This is a genomic window from Amycolatopsis sp. NPDC049159, assembly GCF_040648295.1.
GTDB lineage: Bacteria > Actinomycetota > Actinomycetes > Mycobacteriales > Pseudonocardiaceae > Amycolatopsis > Amycolatopsis pretoriensis_A.
In genome coordinates, this window is the sequence record NZ_JBEZDL010000001.1 from 528,011 (window position 1) to 541,675 (window position 13,665).

14 protein-coding genes and 1 pseudogene are annotated in these 13,665 nt (G+C 71.4%); 10 read left to right on the forward strand and 5 right to left on the reverse strand.

The window, feature by feature from the left end:
• Positions 1-8 precede the first annotated feature (8 nt).
• Positions 9-608, forward strand: a complete 600-nt coding sequence (locus tag AB0B33_RS02535) for a hypothetical protein (protein ID WP_360765857.1) — start codon at positions 9-11, stop codon at positions 606-608.
• On the opposite strand, the gene AB0B33_RS02540 is transcribed toward AB0B33_RS02535, so the two are convergent.
• A complete protein-coding gene (locus AB0B33_RS02540; protein WP_360765860.1) occupies positions 609-1,805 on the reverse strand; it encodes a lipase family protein in 1,197 nt (398 codons plus the stop codon).
• Positions 1,802-2,368 carry a hypothetical protein gene (locus AB0B33_RS02545; protein ID WP_247019441.1) on the reverse strand — a complete coding sequence of 189 codons (567 nt, stop codon included), beginning with the start codon at positions 2,366-2,368 and terminating at the stop codon, positions 1,802-1,804. Before AB0B33_RS02545 ends, AB0B33_RS02540 begins: the two co-directional genes overlap by 4 nt.
• Before the next feature lie 319 nt (positions 2,369-2,687).
• Between AB0B33_RS02545 and AB0B33_RS02550 the strand changes: the two genes are divergently transcribed.
• The 4 genes from AB0B33_RS02550 (at position 2,688) to AB0B33_RS02565 (ending at position 6,722) form a co-directional block, all read left to right on the forward strand.
• Positions 2,688-3,914, forward strand: a complete 1,227-nt coding sequence (locus AB0B33_RS02550) for a DUF6801 domain-containing protein (RefSeq protein WP_360765863.1) — start codon at positions 2,688-2,690, stop codon at positions 3,912-3,914.
• A gap of 65 nt (positions 3,915-3,979) precedes the next feature.
• Entirely contained in the window at positions 3,980-5,044 is a 1,065-nt protein-coding gene (locus tag AB0B33_RS02555) for a DUF6801 domain-containing protein (protein ID WP_360765866.1), read from the forward strand.
• A gap of 116 nt (positions 5,045-5,160) precedes the next feature.
• A complete protein-coding gene (locus AB0B33_RS02560; protein WP_360765868.1) occupies positions 5,161-5,499 on the forward strand; it encodes a YciI family protein in 339 nt (112 codons plus the stop codon).
• Between the two features lie 50 nt (positions 5,500-5,549).
• The gene (locus AB0B33_RS02565; protein ID WP_360765870.1) at positions 5,550-6,722 is read left to right on the forward strand and encodes a DUF6596 domain-containing protein; all 1,173 of its coding nucleotides are present in this window, start codon (positions 5,550-5,552) and stop codon (positions 6,720-6,722) included.
• 4 nt (positions 6,723-6,726) lie between these two features.
• On the opposite strand, the gene AB0B33_RS02570 is transcribed toward AB0B33_RS02565, so the two are convergent.
• Positions 6,727-7,077, reverse strand: a complete 351-nt coding sequence (locus AB0B33_RS02570; protein ID WP_360765873.1) for a hypothetical protein — start codon at positions 7,075-7,077, stop codon at positions 6,727-6,729.
• 197 nt (positions 7,078-7,274) lie between these two features.
• Here AB0B33_RS02570 and AB0B33_RS02575 point away from each other — a divergent pair, with 197 nt between their 5' ends.
• From AB0B33_RS02575 to AB0B33_RS02595, 5 genes are read left to right on the forward strand one after another with little or no spacing between them, the layout of a single operon-like run.
• Positions 7,275-8,471 (forward strand): SpoIIE family protein phosphatase, encoded by a 1,197-nt coding sequence (locus tag AB0B33_RS02575; protein WP_360765876.1) that lies wholly within the window; start codon positions 7,275-7,277, stop codon positions 8,469-8,471.
• Complete coding sequence (locus AB0B33_RS02580) at positions 8,468-9,988, forward strand: ATP-binding protein (protein WP_360765878.1); 1,521 nt, start codon at positions 8,468-8,470, stop codon at positions 9,986-9,988. The genes AB0B33_RS02575 and AB0B33_RS02580 overlap by 4 nt, the downstream gene beginning before the upstream one ends.
• Positions 9,985-10,425: a response regulator gene (locus tag AB0B33_RS02585; protein ID WP_360765881.1), complete on the forward strand. Its 441-nt coding sequence runs from the start codon at positions 9,985-9,987 to the stop codon at positions 10,423-10,425. The genes AB0B33_RS02580 and AB0B33_RS02585 overlap by 4 nt, the downstream gene beginning before the upstream one ends.
• A gap of 34 nt (positions 10,426-10,459) precedes the next feature.
• Positions 10,460-10,816: an STAS domain-containing protein gene (locus tag AB0B33_RS02590; protein WP_360765884.1), complete on the forward strand. Its 357-nt coding sequence runs from the start codon at positions 10,460-10,462 to the stop codon at positions 10,814-10,816.
• Positions 10,817-10,848: 32 nt separating this feature from the next.
• Positions 10,849-11,265, forward strand: a complete 417-nt coding sequence (locus tag AB0B33_RS02595) for an ATP-binding protein (RefSeq protein WP_360765887.1) — start codon at positions 10,849-10,851, stop codon at positions 11,263-11,265.
• A 50-nt stretch (positions 11,266-11,315) separates the two neighbouring features.
• Here the strand turns inward: AB0B33_RS02595 and AB0B33_RS02600 are convergent.
• Both AB0B33_RS02600 and AB0B33_RS02605 read right to left on the reverse strand, forming a co-directional pair.
• Positions 11,316-11,880: pseudogene (locus AB0B33_RS02600) on the reverse strand (transposase family protein); the annotation flags it as partial.
• A 137-nt stretch (positions 11,881-12,017) separates the two neighbouring features.
• Positions 12,018-13,640 (reverse strand): alkaline phosphatase family protein, encoded by a 1,623-nt coding sequence (locus AB0B33_RS02605; RefSeq protein ID WP_360765890.1) that lies wholly within the window; start codon positions 13,638-13,640, stop codon positions 12,018-12,020.
• Positions 13,641-13,665 lie beyond the last annotated feature (25 nt).

Genomic DNA, 13,665 nt, shown 5'->3' on the forward strand with positions numbered 1-13,665 from the left:
GTCTTTCGATGGCACGCAAGGGCGAGGGGAGCGAGCTGCCCTCGGTCGCCGAACTGGTGGACCTCTCGCAGACGAGGCCGCTTATGATCCGCGGTGACCTCGACGCGAAGCTCGCCGAGGAGCCCGCGCCGGAACCGGAGACCAAGCCCGACCCGCTCGCCATCCTCGACGCCGAACTGGCGGCGCCGGAGCCCGTGGACGAGCGCCCGCAGGACGCTCCGCCCGCCGACACCTCGCGCCGGACCAAGCCGTTCATCCTCGCCGCCGGCGGGGTCGTCGCGCTCGGGCTGGCCGCCGTCGTGCTGTTCCAGCCGCACCAGGTCGGCGGGACGGCCGTGCCGCCGCCCGGGGCCGGCGCCCCCGTTCCGCCGCCGACCTCCAGCGAGGCGGTGGAGACGATGAGCGCGTCCGCCGAAGCGCCGCCGCTCACCGCGGAGGTGCACGACTCCCCGGCCAGGAAGCCGAGCGCGCCCGCCGTCGCGGGCCGCAAACCCGCGGGACCCGCGACGACGGCGCCGCCACCGGACCAGCAGGACCAGTGGCGCGAGTACGTCAGCTCGGTGATCAGCTCCTGGCAGCAGCGCCCGCACGGCGGGCGCACCCGCTGATCAGCAGTTCGAGCTCGCCGGCAGCTCGGCGATCCGGTCCTTGACGAAGGCCAGGACGTCGGCGTTGCCGGTGTAGACCAGCGTGATGTGGTCGGTGTCGTAGGTCTTCCACGTCTCGGCGACCCCGGCCGCGCAGTACGCCTTGTGCAGCGCGTCGGCCTGCGCGAACTGCACCAGCTGGTCGCCGGTGCCGTGGTACTGGAACACCGGCACCTTCGGCGGGGTGCCGCCGAGCTTGTTCTCGTTCAGCCGGGCCACCCACGCGGGCTTGATGTAGCCCGGGCCGGTCGTGTAGTCCGCGATCTTCTGGTTCGCGTACGTCGTGAGCAGCTCGAACGTGCACGCGCTCTGCTTCATTTCGGCGAGCTTCGCGCGGCCGTTGCCGCTGAGGAACGAGTCGAGCTGCAACTCGGGGTAGGCCTGGTCGAGGCCCACCAGTGCGTAGGCGAACACGCCGAACCCGAACTTCCCGTCGAGCTGCAGCGTCACCTGGACCAGGTCCGCGGGCACCCCGCCGGCCGCGATCCCGACGAGGTTCAGCTCGGGTGCGTACGCCGGCTGCAGCTCGCCGGCCCACGCCGCGGCGCCGCCGCCCTGGGAGTAGCCGCGGAAGACGACCTTCGCCGTCGGGGACAGCCCGGCCGCGGTGAGCCGCTGGGCCGCGCGGACGCCGTCGATCACCGCCGGGCCTTCGGCGCGGCCCACGACGTAGGTCGTCTTCGGCGTGCTCTGGTAGCCCTCGTAGTCCGGGACGGTGACGGCGTAGCCCGCGTCGAGCAGGTCGTCGAGGCCGGGCTGCTCGTAGAACGCGCCGATGTCGATCATCTTCGACGGCGTGCACGCGAACGCGGGCCCGTGCGTGCCCGGGTCGAACGAGACGATCGGGGCGGTGGCGCGGTTCGCGGTCTTCGGCACCAGCACGGTGCCGGTGACCGCGTCGGGCTGCCCGAGCGCGTTCGTCGACAGGTACATCACCTGCCACGCGTCGACCGACGCCTTGCGCGGGCCCGCGTTCGACGGGCGCCAGCGGAGCACGTCGCCCGGCTTGCCCGCGGGCAGCGGGGACGGCGGCGTGTAGAACGAGTCGTCGGCCGGCCCGGTCCCGGCCGCGGGCGCGGGGGCCGCCGAAGCGGCGGGGGCGAGCGCCGTCGCGAGGACCAGCGCCACCAGCGCGGCGAGCACGCGGCGGGCGCTCACGCGCCGCTCCCGTAGACGCGCTTGCAGGTCGCGGACTCGCTGAAGGCCAGGTCCAGCTCGGGGTTGGCCTTGAGGTCCTTGATCGGGCCCTCCGGGTCGGCGAGCTGCCCCATGGTGGCGTCGGCTTCGGAGATGACCTTCCGCAGGCTGGCGTCGTCGGTGACCTTCGCCTGCTCCATCTTGGCCTTCGTCTCGCCGACCTTGGTCTTGGTCGCGGTGAGGTTGCCGGTGGCCTTGTCCACTGCGGACTGTCCATCCGGGACGGGCGGGACGCCGGCACCGCGGATGCCGCCCGCCATGTCGTCGAGGGCGGAGCCGAGCCTGCTCAGGAAGTCGACCATCGCGTCGCGGGTCTTCACCGGGTCGGCGCTGTCGACCGCCGGTGGCTGCGAAAGCTTCGCCGAGCCCGCCGCCACCCCGGTGCACACCTTGTCGACCCAGGCGAGCGCCGCGGGGTCGGCGTGGCGGCCGGGGTCGGCCGCCGGGGCGTCCGAGCCACAGGCGGCGCACGACAGAAGTGCGGCCGCCGCCATTGCGAGCACCGCGCTGTGCATTCTTTTCATGGGTTTCGAAGCTACGCGGCGCGGTTGTCCGCGAGCAAGGAGAGAATGACCGGTTGGCACCTCCGTCAACATTCGGCGGCGGGGACTTGTCACGTGCGTCAGCGGTTCGGTGACGGCGCTGTGCTGGGGAAACCTTCCTCCGTCTGCTAGGAACCCGGCCCGGCCGACGTGCCCGTGTGACAATTTGCGGGTGTGGCGTGGCGTTTTCACCAAAAGCTCTTGATTGCCGCCATCCGCGCTCGTTAGCTTACGGTCGGTCGCGATTCTCGCAGAATGTGCGCGCCGTTTCGTATCACTGTTGATACACGGAAGGACCATCGTGAGTCACCCAAGAGGCAAGAAGAAGACGGTCGCGGCCGCCGCGGCCACGGCGGCGGTGGGGCTGGTCGCCACCGCACTCGTGCTCGGGGCGCAGACCAGTGCCGCCGACCCGATCTCGCTGACGCTGAACTACCACTGCACGCTCCCGCTGGTGGGTTCGCAGTCGCTGAAGGTGGTGATCAACACCGATCTGCCGACCACCGTCAACACCGGCCAGCCGACCGGCGCGTTCGACATCAAGGCCGTGTCCACGATCAACGCGGACACCGTCGCCGGCCTCAGCCTGATCGGTGCCACGACGATCGAGGGCACCGCGACGGCGGCCGCGACCGTCGCCGCGCCGAGCCTCAACCTGCCGGTGAACGTCCCGATCACGCTGGACAAGACGAACATCCCGGCTTCGGGTGAGCTGAACATCAACGCGTCGGGCAAGACGCCGTCGCTGACGTTCACCCAGCCCGGCCAGGCGAAGATCACCGTCGGCGACCTGAACCTCAAGGTCACCCCGCGCAAGGCCGACGGCTCGGTCACCGGCATCACGCCGGACGGCACCATCGACGCGCCCTGCACGCAGGACGCCGGCCAGAACAACACCCTGGCCACGATCACCATCGCGGGCGGTGGCGGCACGACCCCGCCGACCACGACCCCGCCGGTGACCACGCCCCCGACCACCACCCCGCCGGTGACCACGCCGCCCACCACGACCCCGCCGGGCGGCGGCATCAAGTACTCCTTCGGCATCACCGGCCAGACCGCGCTGAAGTCGCTCGGCAGCACCGCGCCGATCACCGGCTCGTTCGACGCCGACGTCAACCTCTCGGCCAAGACGTTCACCGGCGACCTGAAGCTGAACCCGACGCACACCGACTTCAAGCTGTTCGGCTTCATCCAGGGCAGCTCGGACGTCAAGGTCGTGCAGAACGGCCAGCAGTCCGGTGAGCTCGTCGGCACCGGGTTCAAGGCGCACATCAAGTTCGACACGTTCCTCACCACGGTCAACCTGTTCGGCATCCCGATCAGCACCGACCCGAAGTGCGGCACGACCACGTCGTCGACCAGCGAAATGACCACCGGCCCCGACTTCGACCTGCTCAAGGGCGGGAAGCTCTCGGGCACCTACTCGCTGTCCGCGCTGCAGAACTGCGGTTCGTTCAACGACATCATCAGCGCGTTCGCCAAGAGCGACGGCAACACGCTGGACCTGGTGCTCACCAAGAAGTGACCCGAACTACCGGCCCCCGTCGCGCCGCGGCGGGGGCCGGTGCCATGCCCTCGAAGGGAGAGCCCGTGCGGAAAGCCCGGTCGTTGCTCGCGGCGGCCCTCGCCTGCCTGGTGCTGCCGCTCGCGGCCGTGCCCGCGCACGCGTCGACGCCGATCACCAAGAAGCTGAGCTACACCTGCCCGTTCCCGTTGATCGGGCTGCAGAAGCTGGACGTCGAGATCAAGGCGGCGTTCGACGTGCCGTCCGCGCCGGGGGGCACGTTCACCACGGCGGACCTCGCGGTCTCGGTGACCGTGCCCGACAAGTCCACCCGCGGCCTGGCACTGGTCGGCGCGGCGAGCATCGAAGGGACGGCGTCCGCAGGGGTGACGCTGACCAACGGCCCGCTGACGCTGCCACTGGCCCTGCCGCTCGCGGTGGCGAAGACGGCGGTGCCGTCGTCGGGGCCGTTCACCACGCCGGCGACCGGCTCGGTCCCGCCGGTGCAGCTGCCGAACGCGGGCAAGACGGCGCTGACGATCGGCGACTTCAGCACGCGCCTCACGCCGAAGAAGGCCGACGGGTCGTTCACCGGGCTCGGCTCGTTCACCTCGGACTGCACGCTCGACGCCGGCCAGGACCCGGTGCTGCTGAGCTTCGACCTCGGCAGCACGCAGACCCGGCACGACTACGGCGTGACCGGCTCGACGACGCTCAAGGCCCTGGGGGCGACGGCACCGCTCACCGGGTCGTTCGCCGTCCCGGGCTTCGCGGCGGCGTTCGACCCGGCGAAGGCGGAGTTCAAGGTCTTCGGGTTCGTCCCCGGGACGGCGGACCTGCGGTTCACCCCCGACGGCCCGCAGACCGGCGAACTCACCGGGGACGGGTTCGTCGCGCACGCGAAGCTCGCGCTGGCGGTGCCGCAGGTGACGCTGTTCGGCCTGCCGGTCGCCGACGCGGGCTGCCGGGCGAGCGCACCGATCCCGGTGGACCTGCGCACGGGCACCGGCTTCGCGCTCGCCACCGGCGGCCCGGTGACCGGCGGGTTCGCGATCCCGGCGCTTACCGGCTGCGGCACGTTCACCGCGTACCTGAGTTCGCTGTTCCAAGGCGACGGCAACACGTTCGCCGTCACCTTGGCCGCGCGCTGACCGGCCGGCACGCGTACGTCGCCGAGAAGATCTCCGGATGTCCGTTGTTCCGAGCTGTCGATTTCGCCGCCTCTCGCGTGACGGGGTAGGAAAGGACCACGACGAGAGGAACGGCCATGGCGCAGTACGCGGTGCTGATCTACGAGCGGATCCCGCCCGAGGACCTGCCGAAGGAGATCATGGACCGGCACATCGGGCTGCCGGACCGGATCGGCGAGCTGGGCGGGAAGGTGACCGCGGGCCTGGCGCTGCAGCCCAACGAGACGGCCACCGCCCTCCGCGGCGACCTCGTCACCGACGGGCCGTTCGTGGAGACCAAGGAGGTGCTGGCCGGGGTGTACCTGCTCGAGGCCCGCGACCTCGACCACGCGCTCGCCTGCGCGAAGCTGACGCCGGTCGTCGAGGGCGGCGTCGAGGTCCGGCCGCTGATCGACTTCCAGGTGGTGCCGGACTGAGTCCCGCCGCCGACGCCGTCGCCGAGGCGCACCGTCGCGAGTGGGCCTCCGTGCTCGCCGCGACGGTGCGGGTCACCCGCGACCTCGACGAGGCCGAGGAGGCCGTGCAGGACGCCTACCTGCAGGCGCTGCAGCGCTGGGCGCGCGACGGCGTCCCGGACCGGCCCGGCGCGTGGCTGACCACGGTCGCGCGCCGGACCGCGCTCAACGGCGTCCGGCACCGGGAAGTGCTGCGGCGCAAGCTGCCGCTGCTGGTCGAGCCCGAGGCGACCGAGCCGCCGGAGCCGGCCGGGCCGATCCCGGACGACCGCCTGCGGCTCGTCTTCACCTGCTGCCACCCGGCGCTCGCGCAGCAGGCCCAGATCGCGCTGACGCTGCGGCTGGTGTGCGGGGTGGCGACCGCCGACATCGCGCACGCGTTCCTCGTGCCGGAGCCGACGATGGCCGCGCGGATCACGCGGGCGAAGAAGAAGATCGCGGCCGCGAGCATCCCGTACGCGGTGCCGTCGGCCGCGGACCTGCCCGCGCGGGTGTCGGTCGTGCTGACCGTCGTCCACCTGCTGTTCTCGGCCGGGCACACCGCGTCCACCGGCACCGGCCTGGTCCGCGACGAGCTGACCGGCCGCGCCCTCGACCTGGCGCGGATGCTGCGGGCCCTGCTGCCGGCCGACACCGAGGTCGCCGGGCTGCTGGCGCTCCTGCTCGTCCTCCAGGCCCGCCGCACGACCCGGACCGACGGCACGGGCCGGTTGCTGCGGTTGGCGGAGCAGGACCGCACCCGCTGGGACACCGCGTCGATCGCCGAGGCCGACCGGCTCGTCGTCGAAGCGCTCAAGAGCGGGCCGCCGGGCCGGTTCAGCGTCCAGGCGGCGATCGCGGCACTGCACGCGCAGGCGCCGAGCTACGCCGACACGGACTGGCCGCAGATCCTCGCGCTGTACGACGTGCTGCTGGGCCTGTGGCCGTCCCCGGTGGTGGCGCTCAACCGCGCGGTCGCACTGTCCATGGTGGACGGTCCGGCGGCGGCACTCGGCGAGCTCGCCCGCCTGGAGTCCGACGGCAGGCTGGCCGGCTACCGCTACCTGCCCGCCACGAAGGCGGACCTGCTGCACCGCCTCGGCCGCGACGCGGAGGCCGCTGAGGCGTACCGGGCGGCGCTGGCGTTGAGCGACAACGCCGTGGAGCAGGAGTTCCTCGCCGCCCGTCTGCCGCGGCCCTCCTGAACACTCACGAGGGCCTGAACAGCAGGACGAAGCCCGCGCCCGAAAGGACCAGCGCGGCCAGGAAGAACGCGCCGTGCCCGTAGGAGCGCGTCACGACGTCGCCGACCAGCTGCACCACCAGGTCCACGATGCCGAGCGCGCCCACGACCGCCAGCGCCGTCCGCATCCCCTTGACCCCGCGGTGCACCCCGTACACCAGAAGCGCGAAAAGCCCCGCGCAAAGCACGTACGCCAGCACCGCGACCGGCATCGGCAGAGCCGCCTCCACCGGGGTGCGCCGGCCGCCCAGCAGGGAACCGAGGAGCCAGCACGCGGTGGCTCCCCACCAGGCGAAAGCGGCTCGGGACGCGGGCACGCCCGGAGCGTAGGCCGGGCGAGCCCGGATCCGGCACGGCCACGAACCGAACTGTTACCCACCCGGTGTCGCATCGGGGTGCTATAAAGCGCTACCCCGGTGAGACCGGTTCCGCGGCCGTAGTGGGCCGGCGCCGGTGCCGCTAGGGTTGATCGTCTGGATGTGCTGGCTCGAGGGCAGCCGAACGGGAGAAGCCGGTGACCGCCGCGCACGACTCATCGTGGAATCCCGGCACCCGCCTGCGGGTGCTGTTGATCGAGGACGACGACGGCGACGCGCTGCTGGTCGAGGAGATGCTGGCGGACACGTCCGTGCCGTTCTCGCTCGAACGCGTCGAAACGCTCGCCGCCGCGCTGGTCGCCCCGCTCACGGCCGACTGCGTCGTGCTCGACCTCCAGCTGCCCGACGCGATGGGCCTCAGCGGGCTGACGAAGCTCGTCCAGCACGCGCCCGGGGTCGCCGTGGTCGTCCTGACCGGGCAGCACGACCAGGCCACCGGCGTCGCCGCGGTCGCCGCCGGCGCGCAGGACTACCTCGTCAAGGACCAGGTGGACGGGCCGCTGCTGGTGAAGGCGCTGCGCTTCGCCCGTGAACGCAAGCGCGCCGAGCAGGTCGAGCAGCAGTTCCTCCAGCAGCAGCTGCTCGCCCGGGAGAACGCGCGGCTCGAACGCGGCCTGCTGCCCGTCCCGCTGCTGCGCGACCCGCACCTCGACCTCGCCTCCCGCTACCGCCCCGGCCGCAACGGCTCCCTGCTGGGCGGCGACTTCTACGACGCCGTCGAGCTCGCCGACGGCAGCGTGCACATGATGATCGGCGACGTCTGCGGCCACGGCCCGGACGAAGCCGCGCTCGGTGTCGCGCTGCGGATCGCGTGGCGCTCGCTCGTGATGGCCGGCCTGCCGATGGCCGACGTGCTGAGCATGGTCGAGCGGGTACTGGTGAACGAGCGGATCGAGCCGCTGTTCGCCACCGTCTGCATGGTCGTCGTCGCGCCGGACCGAAGATCCCTGCGCCTGTCGCTGGCCGGGCACCTGCCGCCGCTGCTGCTCACCCCCGGCGACGGGCACCTGCTCGACGGCGGGCGCGTCGGCGTCCCGCTCGGCATCGTCGAGGGCGCGAAGTGGGACTCCCTCGACGTACAGCTGGAGCCGGGCTGGTCGCTGCTGCTCTACACCGACGGCGTCTTCGAGGGCCGCGTCGGCGCCGGGTCCGAACGGCTGGGCCACGAGCGGATGGCCGAGCTCGTGCTCGACATCCTGCACCGCGGCGGGCTCGACGGCACCGACCTGCTCGACGAACTGATCGCCCGCGCCGAGCGGTTCAACTCCGGCCCGCTCGACGACGACGTCGCCCTCGCCCTGCTCTGCCACGACCCCGGGGAGTCCGCCCGATGACCGCTGACGCACGGGGCTGGTCGATCGGCCGCTGGCTGACCCTGCTCGCCGTCGCCGAAACCGTCCTGCTCCTCGCCGCGCTGATCGGCGGCGGGATCGCGCTCAACAACCTCACCGACGCCCGCAACCGCCTGCTCGACGTGATCGGGCCGCAGCGGCTGGCCGCCCTCCAGCTGTCGACGGCGCTGCTGAACCAGGAAACCGGCGTCCGCGGCTACCAGCTCGGCCGGCAGCCGGACTTCCTCACGCCCTACACCGACGGCGTCCGGGCCCAGGCCGACGCCGTCGGCCAGCTGCGGCAGTCCGGCGTGGTCCCGGGCACCGAGCTCGGCGACGACCTCGACGCCGTGCTGCGGGCGGCCCAGACGTGGCAGGCCACGGCCGCGCCCACCCTCGTGCCGGGCGCGCCGGTGGTGACGCCGGCCGAGGTCGAGCGCGGCCGGGAGCAGTTCGACGCGGTGCGCGCCGCGATGACCGCCCAGCTCGACCACCTCTCCGCCGTCCGCGACGCCGGGCGCGCCCAGCTCGACGCGGCGGCGGACCTGCTGACCGCGATGCTCGTCGCCATCGCCGTGCTGCTCGTGGTGCTGTTCACGGTGCTGTCCATCGGGCTGCGGCGGGTCATCACCCGGCCGATCCTCGACCTGGCCGGCGAGGTCCGGCAGGTCGCCGACCAGGACGTCCACCACCCGGTGCACGGCAGCGGGCCGCGGGAGATCGCGCAGCTCGGCGCCGACGTCGAAGCCATGCGGCAGCGCATCCTCGACGAGGTCGCCGAGCTGGAGCGAGCGCACGCGCTGCTCGACAAGCGCACGCGCGAGCTGGAGCGGTCCAACGCCGACCTGGAGCAGTTCGCCTACGTCGCTTCGCACGACTTGCAGGAACCGCTGCGGAAGGTGGCCAGCTTCTGCCAGCTGCTCCAGCGGCGCTACCAGGGCCTGCTCGACGAGCGCGGCGACCAGTACATCGAGTTCGCCGTCGACGGCGCGAAGCGGATGCAGGTCCTCATCAACGACCTGCTCGCGTTCTCGCGGGTCGGCCGGAAACCGGGCGAGCACGTCCTGGTCGGCGCGGACCGGCTGGTCGACGACGCGCTGGCGAACCTGGAGGTCGCGCTGTCGCTGAGTGGCGGCAAGGTCGCCCACGTCGACCTGCCCGAGGTGCGCGTGGAACCGGCGCTGATGACGGCGGTGTTCCAGAACCTGATCGGCAACGCGCTGAAGTTCAAGGGCGAGACGCCGCCGGAGGTGCGGGTCACCGCCGAGCGCGACGGCGACGACTGGGTGTTCTCGGTGTCGGACAACGGGATCGGCATCGACGCGGAGTACGCCGAACGGGTGTTCGCGCTGTTCCAGCGCCTGCACACGCGGACCGCCTACCCGGGCACCGGCATCGGTCTCGCTCTGTGCCGCCGGATCGTCGAGTACCACGGCGGCCGGATCTGGCTCGACACCGAAGCCACCGAAACGACCTTCCGGTTCACCTTGCCGGCCCGAACGGACAATGGGGAAGCATGACCCAGGCGCCCGCCCCGATCGACATCCTGCTCGTCGAGGACGACCCCGGCGACGTGCTGATGACGCGGGAAGCGTTCGAGCACCACAAGATCCGCAACGCACTGCACGTCGCGGCCGACGGCGTCGAGGCGCTCGAGTTCCTCAACCGCGAGGGCCGGTTCCGGGAAGCGCCGCGGCCCGGGCTGATCCTGCTCGACCTCAACCTGCCCCGCAAGGACGGCCGGGAGCTGCTCGGGGAGATCAAGCAGAACCCGGACCTGCGCACGATCCCGGTCGTCGTGCTGACGACTTCCGAGGCGGAAGAGGACATCGTGCGCAGCTACGAGCTGCACGCCAACGCCTACGTCACCAAACCGGTCGACTTCGAGAAGTTCATCGAAGTGGTCCGGAAGATCGACGACTTCTGGGTCACCGTCGTGCAGCTCCCGCACCGGTAGCCGTTTGCCCGGGAGTGCGGCACCATAAGGGGCCGTGACGCCTTCCTCCCGGGATCTCCCCGCCACCGACCTGGCGGTCACGCTCGATTGGCGGGGCCGGGCCGCCGTGCTGGGCGTGGCGGGGGAGATCGATCTGCTCAGCGCGCCGGAGTTCGAGGACGTCGTCGACGCGGTGCTGGCCGAGAGCCCGGAGACGCTGGTGGTCGACCTGCGGTCGGTGACGTTCTTCTGCTCGGCGGGCCTGCAGGTGCTCGCCTCGGCGCACCGCAGGCTGGCCGAGCGCGCGCTGCGGGTGGTGAGCGATTCCCCGGTGACGTCCGGCCCGCTCAAGACGACCGGCCTCGACACGTGGATCAGCGTCCACCCGACGGTCGGCGAAGCGCTCGGATGACGGCCCCCGGCACGGAAGAAGGGCGAGCCCCGATGCACGAACCCGCCGGGTCGTTCCGCCGCCACGGCGTCGAAGCGACCCCCGAGGCACTGCGGCGGCTCCGCCACGACCTGATGGCGTGGGTGCTGGCGGCGGGCGTCGACGAGGCCCGGGCGCGCGACATCGTGCTGGCCGCCTACGAAGCACTGGCGAACGTGGCCGACCACGCCTACGACGGCGCGGGCCCCGGCGTGGTCGACCTGGACGCGCGGGCGCACGAGGACCGGATCGAAGTGGTGATCAGCGACCACGGCCAGTGGCGCACCCCGGTGGTCGACCCGCGCCCGGTTTCCCCGCGGGGCCGCGGGTTGCTGCTGCTGCGCGCGAGCGCGGACCGCGCGGACATCGCCTCCGGCGAGGGCGGCACGGTGGTCACCCTGACCTGGGACCTCGACCCGGTCGTCCCCTGAAGCACCCCCATGAGGTTTTCTCGGTAGCGGCCCTGGTGTTCCTGCTCGTTGAGTACCAGGGCCGCTTGGACGGTGGCGCCGATGCGTTTCGGGCAGAGAGTGACTCGTCGCGGCGCTGACCAGCGGGTCTTGAGTATCGCGGCAGCTCGTTCACCACGGCAACACCATCGGCTGCAGCAGGTCGTGGATCCGATGGTGTCAGGATCCCGATCCCGGCTGAGTGGTAGGCCCGGTCTGCCAGGGTGGGCAGGCCCTGACCGGCGACGGCGGCCAACGCGCCGACGATGCTCAGGTCGCGGGCGGTGGAGAGGTCGTTGCGCGAGCCGGGCAGTACCGGCGATACCCAGAGCGGGAAGCCGTTGGCGGTGGCCAGGAATTGGACGTTGCCACCGAAGCTGCGGTGCTTGCCGGAGTACCACGGATGCACCGTGGCTCCGGAGTGATGGCTTCGTGCAGGTAGCGGTAGGCGGTGGCGAGGCTGATGCGGTGGTCGGTGGCCAGCCGGTGGACGGGTGTGGCGTCCCGGAACCAGCGCAGGACCAGCACCGCCCGCCGGTAGGGGGTCAGTGCCCGTCGGCCGCGGCGGTGTCGTTCGGCGCGTAGGACACCGGCGACGTGGAGGACCGGTTAGTGTGCCGCGTCGAGGGTGGCATCATAATTGATCACGTGGGGCCCCTGGTAGGACTTGATCTTCGCAAATCCAGTCCTACCAGGGGCCCCACGCTTGATCACGCCACATTGGGGTGCTGGGCTCAGTTGTGGACGACCGCGCCCGTCTTCGGGTCGAGGGTGACCTTCTTGGCGCGGGGCCACCAGAAGTCGAACATCCCGTTCAGCGAGCCCGCGCGGGAGTCGAACGACGAGTCGCCGATCCGGCCGGCGAACCAGTTGTCCTCGATGAACTTCAGCACCGAGGTCTGGTCCGTCAGCGTGTGGTCGACGTGGTTCACCTTGCTGTACGGCGAAACCACCAGCAGCGGCAGCCGCGGGCCGTAGCCGCAGCGGTCCGCGTAACCGCCCAGCGTCGACGGCTTGCCCGTGCAGACCGCCTGGTCTTGCGCGGCGTCGTGCGAGCCGTTGATCACCTTCGACGCCTGGTGGTCGTACCAGCCGTCGGAGTCGTCGTACGCCAGCACGATCGCCGTCGACTTCCAGTCCGGGGACTGCTGGATCTTGTTGATCTCGCCGGCCACGAACTGCTGCTCGTCGAGCGGGTCCGAGTAGCCCGCGTGGCCGTCCTGGTACTCCGGAGCCTTCAGGAAGCTCACCGCGGGCATCGAGCCGGCCTTGAGCGAGTCGTCGAAGTTTGAAATGTCGTACTGGTGGTTCGCGCGGTCGGTCTGGCCGATCGCCTGCACCGACGACGGCGCGAGGTGCTTCGGGTTCGCCGTCGACGGGTAGTACTGGAACGGCTCGTGGTGCGGGCTGTAGTCCACGGCCGCGTTGCCGCCGATGTTCGTGTGGGTCTGACCGCACACCGCGTAGCCGTTGGCCGAACCCGTCGGGCGGAAGCCGCCCTGGAACCAGCCCCACGTGACACGGCGCTGGTTGAGCAGGTCACCGATGTTCCGGCCGTGCATCGTGGCCAGGTTGTCCTTGCTCGTGTGGTTCTTGCCCGAGCAGTCGTCCCACGCCGGGTCCGGGTCGTTGATCATCGTGCCGACGCCGTTCGCGTCCGGCGACTGCACGGCGTAGGCGTCGCTGACCGGCTCGTGCGTCACCGGGTCGACCGCCTGCACGCCGTGGGTGTCGCCCGAGATCAGGTTCAGCGCGCCCGGCGTCGACGGCCCGAAGTTCGTGTCGAACGAGTTGTCGTTCAGCGCGTAGTTCTGGGCGTAGTTCCACATGCCGGTGACGGTGTTGCCGTCGTAGTAGTCCATCACGAGGCCGGGCTCGCCGAACAGGACCGGCTGGCCGGTGCACTTGTCCGTTTCGGTCTTCTCGACGAACTTGTCCATCTTGCCGCCGTTGAACGCGGCCTGCTCGGCGCCGTAGTTGTGGTTCTGGTCGCAGGTCAGCGCCTGCTCGTGGGTGAGCCGCTTCGGGTTGTACGCGTTCGGGTTGTCGGTCAGCAGCTTCTTGTCGAGGCCGTTGACCTTCGGGGTGCCGTGCGCGGCGGTGAACGGGGTGCCGTCGGTGTTGGCCGCGTTCGGGTAGGTGCCGAAGTAGTGGTCGAACGAGATGTTCTCGCCGAAGATGACCACGACGTGCTTGATCGGCGTCGACGTCGGGATCCAGTGCGCGGGGAAGAGGTTCAGTGGTTGGGCTTCCGCCGCGGTCGACGCGGAGCCGGTGACGATGGCCAGCGTGGCCACCGAGGCGAGGGCCCCGGCGCCGAGCAGGCCACGCCGTCGCCGGCGGGTTCTGGTGTCCACAGTGGAGATTCCTTTCGTGGTGGGA

Excerpts from the sequence above, each read along its gene's own strand:
- AB0B33_RS02535 (WP_360765857.1), top strand. The coding sequence starts at position 9 with ATGGCACGCAAGGGCGAGGGGAGCGAGCTGCCCTCGGTCGCCGAACTG.
- AB0B33_RS02595 (WP_360765887.1), top strand. The coding sequence starts at position 10,849 with ATGCACGAACCCGCCGGGTCGTTCCGCCGCCACGGCGTCGAAGCGACC.
- AB0B33_RS02585 (WP_360765881.1), top strand. The coding sequence starts at position 9,985 with ATGACCCAGGCGCCCGCCCCGATCGACATCCTGCTCGTCGAGGACGAC.
- AB0B33_RS02560 (WP_360765868.1), top strand. The coding sequence starts at position 5,161 with ATGGCGCAGTACGCGGTGCTGATCTACGAGCGGATCCCGCCCGAGGAC.
- AB0B33_RS02545 (WP_247019441.1), bottom strand. The coding sequence starts at position 2,368 with ATGAAAAGAATGCACAGCGCGGTGCTCGCAATGGCGGCGGCCGCACTT.
- AB0B33_RS02580 (WP_360765878.1), top strand. The coding sequence starts at position 8,468 with ATGACCGCTGACGCACGGGGCTGGTCGATCGGCCGCTGGCTGACCCTG.